Annotated in this window: 5 protein-coding genes; 2 read left to right on the top strand and 3 right to left on the bottom strand. The window is 73.9% G+C overall.

Translation table 11 applies throughout. The annotated features are described in order from the left end of the window. The coding region (locus tag J0670_RS29230; protein ID WP_207814701.1) for an amidase family protein at positions 1–1374 on the bottom strand (1374 nt) is incomplete at its 3' end. Between the two features lie 72 nt (positions 1375–1446). After that, positions 1447–2523, bottom strand: coding sequence for a Gfo/Idh/MocA family protein (locus J0670_RS29225; RefSeq protein ID WP_207814700.1), 1077 nt, complete (start codon positions 2521–2523; stop codon positions 1447–1449). A gap of 103 nt (positions 2524–2626) precedes the next feature. Here J0670_RS29225 and J0670_RS29220 point away from each other — a divergent pair, with 103 nt between their 5' ends. Continuing rightward, on the top strand, positions 2627–3229 hold the full coding sequence (locus J0670_RS29220) for a TetR/AcrR family transcriptional regulator (RefSeq protein WP_207814699.1): 603 nt from the start codon (positions 2627–2629) through the stop codon (positions 3227–3229). Here J0670_RS29220 and J0670_RS29215 read toward each other — a convergent pair. Next, entirely contained in the window at positions 3224–4465 is a 1242-nt protein-coding gene (locus tag J0670_RS29215) for an MFS transporter (RefSeq protein WP_207814698.1), read from the bottom strand. The genes J0670_RS29220 and J0670_RS29215 overlap by 6 nt on opposite strands. Positions 4466–4594: 129 nt before the next feature. Here J0670_RS29215 and J0670_RS29210 point away from each other — a divergent pair. Then, positions 4595–5276: LysR family transcriptional regulator (locus tag J0670_RS29210; protein WP_207814697.1), on the top strand; the 682-nt coding region annotated here is incomplete at its 3' end.

Genomic DNA, 5276 nt, shown 5'->3' with positions numbered 1-5276 from the left:
AAATACGGCCCGACCCGCTCCTTCGGGGCGCAGCAGCGCGTCGATCCGCGCGGCCACCGACAGCAGGTCCCGGTCGGCCGTCCGCCGTCCGACGAGCTGGACGCCGACGGGAGCGGACCCGGTGACCGGGAGGGGGATCGTCAGCGACGGCAGGCCCGCGGTGGCCGCCGGGGAGGTGTTGCGGATCAGGGTGGGGAGCGTGGGTACGTCCCGGCCGTTGAGGGGGAGGAACTCCTCGTGCCGGTGCAGCGGCCGGGCGCACAGCGGGACGGTCGGGCTCAGGATCGCGTCCAGGCCGTTCGCGGCGAACAGGTCGTCGTAGGCGGCCCGCATCGCCTGGCGCTCCGCGAGTGCCCCGCGCAGGGCGGCGGGCCCCGGGTACCCCGGGCCGGTGGGCAGCGCGGTGGCCTTGAGCAGCTCCGCGATGACCGGGTCGCCGGCCCGGTCGAGGACTTCGGCGGGGGTGAGCCCGGTGTGGTGCTCGTCGAGGTAGCGGCCGAGGCCGGTGGCGAACTCGCCGAAGAGGATCGGGAATCCGATCCGGGAGTCGTACTCGACCAGGTGCGCCGTGTCCACCGGGACCCACTCCGTCCACGCCCCGGTGAGGCGGCCGAGGGCCTCCTCCCAGGCGGTTCGGACCGGGCTCTCCAGGTCCTCGGTGAACACGTGCCTCGGCAGGCCCAGCCGCAGCGGGCGCTCCGGGCCCCGGGCGGCACCGGTCTCTCCGGTCTCCCCGGTGACGAGGGTGTCCAGCGCCGTGAGACGGTCCAGGGTGCGCGCCATCAGTCCCGGGGTGTCCCGGGTGACGGACAGCGGCGTAACGCCTGCCGCCGGGTAGCGCCCGGCGCTGGGGCGCAGGCCGTAGATCCCGTTGAGCGCGGCGGGAACGGTGACGGAACCACCGGTGTCGGTGCCGAGCCCGGCCTCGGTGACGCCCGCCGCCACGGCGGCGGCCGTGCCGCCGCTGCTGCCGCCCGCGAACAGGGCCGGATCGGTGGCGTTGCCGACGGCGCCGAAGGTGCGGTTGCACGAGGTGGCGCCCATGGAGAGCTCGTGCATGTTCGTCTTCCCCAGGACGATCGCTCCCGAGGAACGCAGCGCCCCGACGACGGGCGCGTCGGCACCGGGGACGAAGGCGGCGAGCGCGGGGGTGCCTGCGCTGTTGGGCAGGCCCGCGACGTGGATATTGTCCTTGACGACCAGGCACCAGGCCGCCTCGCCGCCCCGGGCGTCCCGACGGGCCGCCTCCGCCAGTGCCCCCTCGGCGTCGAGCGTGATGAACGCGTTGAGGTGCTCGACGGCGGCGGCCCGCTCCAGCGCGGCCGACACGTCCTCGTACGCGCGGCCCCGGCCCTCGGTTCGCGACTCTTCCATGGGAGCGCATCCTTCTCGCCCGGCCCTCGCCCGTGCAACCGAGAAAGGTGCGTGCCGGTGACGGTGTGCCGGTCAGCGGACCTTCTCCGGGGTGCCGGTCTCCGCGGAGCGTTCGATGGCCGCGAGCACCCGGTGGTGGGCCGCGGCGGTGTGGAAGTCGGGGTGGGGCGGGCGCCCTTCGGCGATCGATCGGGCGATCTCCTGGTAGACGGCCGCGACGTTGGCGACCGGTCCGGCGGCCGGGTCGAAGGGGGCGGTCCGGTGGCCGTCGGGCACCGTCACCCGCTCGCCGTCGACCCGGATGTCCCAGTCGGTCCAGTGCATGTACGCGCCCGGCCGGGCGGGGTTCACCGTCAAAGTGCCGTCGGTGCCGGTGAACTTGACGAGGAATCCGTCCGGGCTCCCGCTGCCGCCGTGCACGGCGACGGACGCGGTGGCGCCGCTGTCCAGGATGCCGTGGAGCAGCACCTGCGCGGGGACGCCGTTGGGCACCGTCCGGCCGGTTCCCGCGACTTCGACGTGGTCGTGCGGGCGGGGCAGCCGCGCGGAGACCTCGACCAGCCTGCCCGCCATCCGGTCCAGGGTGGCCAGGAAGTGGCCGGCCATGATGGTCAGGAGCGAGGTGCCGGCGGCGGGGTCGGTGGACCACGCCAGTTCGGGCGCGATGCGGGCGCCGCCCAGCGGGTCGCCCGCGGCGACCAGTGCGGCCGATTCGAGCCGGCCGATCGCTCCTGCGGCGAGCAGCTCGGCCACGTACCGGGCGTCCGGGGAGTGGTGGCCCTGGAGGTTGACGGCGTGCGCGACGCCGGCGGCCTCGGCGGCCCGGGCGAGGTCCTCCGCCTCGGCGACGTCCACGCCCAGCGGCCACTCGGAGAGCACGTGTTTGCCCTCGGCCAGCGCGGCCCTGATCGCCTTGGCGTGCCCGGGCGCCTTGACCGACACCACGACCAGGTCCACGTCGGGGTGCGCGGCGAGCGTCCGGGCGTCGGCGAAGGCGAGCGGTACGCCGTGGGCGGCCGCCGCCCTGTCGGCGCTGGCCTGGTTGGTCGTCGCGACCGCGGTCACCTCGAACCCGGCGAGTCCGGCGAGTGCGGGCAGGTGCGACGCTTCGGCCCAGCCGCCGGCTCCGACGATCCCGACCCTGATCATGTGCCCTCCCTGGTTTTGTACCGGTCGATACGAAACTAGAGGGGTGAGGACGGGAGTTCAAGGGGTAACGTACCGATAGGTAAAAAACCTGAGGAGGTACGGCATGCCAGGCGGTCGCCCACGCGCCTTCGATCCGGAGGCCGCGCTCGACCGGGCCCTCGACGTGTTCTGGCGGCAGGGCTACGAGGGGACGTCCCTGTCGGATCTGACCGCGGCCATGAGCATCAACAGGCCCAGCCTGTACGCGGCCTTCGGCAACAAGGAGCAGCTGTTCCGCAAGGTGCTCGACCGCTACTTCACCAGCCCTGGAGCCTTCGCCGCCGAGGCGCTAGAGGCGCCCACCGCACGGGCCGTCGTCGAGCGACTGGTCCTCGGGGCCGTCGAGTTGACCGCCGCCCCGGACGCGCCCCGCGGCTGCCTGAGCGTGAACAGCGTCCACGCCTGCGGCCCGGAGTCCGACCCGATCCGCCAGGAGGTGATCGCGCGGCGGATGGCCGGCGAGGCCGCGCTTCGCCGGCGCTTCGAGCAGGCGACGGACCTGCCCGCGGACTGCGATCCGGGCGTCCTCGCCCAACTGGTGCACACCCTCACCGACGGCATCGCCGTCCAGGCCGCCAGCGGCCACACCCGCGACCAGCTGCACCGGGTGGCCACCCTGGCACTGCGCACGCTGTTTCCACCGACGGGCGCCGGTGATGCGTCATGAGGGGCTGAGGGAGCGTTCCGCTTCGGGCCGCGCCGTCCGGTCGCGGCGGGGAAGCAGCAGCGGGGTGGCCAGGATGAGCAGTCCCGCGACCGCGAGGGCGGTGCGGGGGCCGGTGGCGGCGGCGAGCAGCCCGCCCAGTGCGGTGAGGACGGCGATGGACGCCTGCTGGCCGATCGACCAGGCCGTCAGGGTGCGGGCGACGAGGTGGTGGGGTGTGCGTTCGAGCCGGTAGGTGGCGAGCACCGGGGTGTACAGGCTCATGTTGACGATGATCGCCAGCTCGACGGCCATCACCGTGACGAGACCGAGGACGCCGGGGCGGACGAAGGCCAGGCCGATCAGCCAGACGGCGCGCAGGGTGCCGACGACCCGGAAGACCCGCTGTCGGCCGTCGCGGGCAACGACCCGCGGGGCGAGCCGTGAGCCGATGAGCCCGCCCAGGCAGGGGGCGGCGAAGGCGAGGCCGTACTGCCACGGCGGGAACTCCAGGCGGCGGAGCATGAGCACGGCCAGGACCGGCTCGGTGGCCATGATCAGGCCGGAGACGAGCATGTTGTTGAAGTAGAGCGCGCGCAGAGCGGGATCGCCCAGGATGTGCCGCCAGCCGTCCAGCAGCGCGCCCGCCCGGAGCGGGCTCGTGCCGGTCGGCCGCGGCGCCTCCTCCCGGCCGCGGATCGCGGTGATGCCGAGCGCGGAGAGCAGGTAGCTGAGCGCGTCGGCCACCACGGTCGTGACCGGCCCGAACAGGCCGATCGCCGCCCCGCCCAGCGGGGGCCCGATCGCGATGGAGCTCCAGTTCGTGGACTCGAACCGCGCGTTGGCCACGAGCAGGTCGTCGGGGCGGACGAGGGCCTTGAGGTAGGCGCCACTGGCCGCGCCGAACGCGATCCTGGCGGCGGCCACCACGGCCGAGACCAGGAGCAGTTGGACGAAGCCGAGCCGGCCGAGGGCGTAGGCGAGCGGGATCGTCGCCATGGCCGCGAAGCGGGCCAGGTCCATGGCGATCATGACCGGGCGCTTGCGCCGGAACTCCACCCACGGCGCGAGCGGCACCGCGATCAGCGCGCCCACCGCGGGCCCCACCGCGGACAGCGCGGACACCTCGGCGGGGCCGGCGTGCAGCACCAGCACGGCGATCAGCGGCAACGCCCCGAACCCCAGCCCGGACCCGTACGCGCTGACCGCGTACGCCGCCCACAGCCAGCCGAACTTCCGGCCCAGCGCTCTCCTGCCCACCGTGCTCCCCCGATGCCTCGAACAAACCGACGTTGACCGGAGAGAGCCAAGCGGGCGGCAGGGCAGCAGGTCAAACAACCGTCCCGCCGAGCATCCACAACCATGGGTTGTTCACTAGGGTGGGTCGGCATGGATCTCGAAGCCGTACGCACCTTCGTCGCGATCGTGGAAGCGGGCCAGTTCCAGAAGGCCGCCACCGACCTGTCGATCACCCAGCAGGCCGTCTCCAAGCGCGTCGCCGCACTGGAGCGCGACCTCGGCGTGCGGCTGTTCACCCGCACCCCGCGCGGCGCCGAACTCACCATCGACGGGCAGGCGTTCCTGCCCCACGCGCGCGAACTGCTGAACGTCGCCGAGCGCGCGGTCTCGTCCGTGCGCACCGGCCGCCGCCCGCTGCGCGTCGACGTCATCAACTCGCGCGGCGCGGCGTCGGGCCTGATGCGCGGATTCCACCGCGCACACCCGGAGGTCGACCTCGACGTGGTGATGCTGTTCGAGATCGAGGCGGCCGTCGCCGCCATCCGGTCCGGCGCGGTCGATGCGTCCTTCCGCGCCGTCGCCGCGCCCGGCCGGCCCCTTCCCGAGGACATCGCGTCCGTCCGGGTGATCGACGAACCGCTCCAGCTCCTCACCGGCCCCGCCCACGCGCTGGCGGGCGCCAGGTCGGTGACCCTCGCCGAGCTGGTCGGCCACCGGATCTGGATGCCCGGCATCGTCCCCGGTACCGAGTGGGGCGCCTACTACGACGACCTCGTCGCCGAGTTCGGCCTCACCATCGAGGCTACCGGCCCCAACTTCGGCTCCGACGCGC

Origin of the sequence: Streptomyces sp. FH025 (assembly GCF_017427025.1) — a bacterium.
In the GTDB taxonomy this organism is placed as follows: Bacteria; Actinomycetota; Actinomycetes; order Streptomycetales; family Streptomycetaceae; genus Kitasatospora.
The sequence above is the reverse complement of the archived record's forward strand: the minus strand, read 5'-3'. Positions and strand labels throughout refer to the sequence as shown.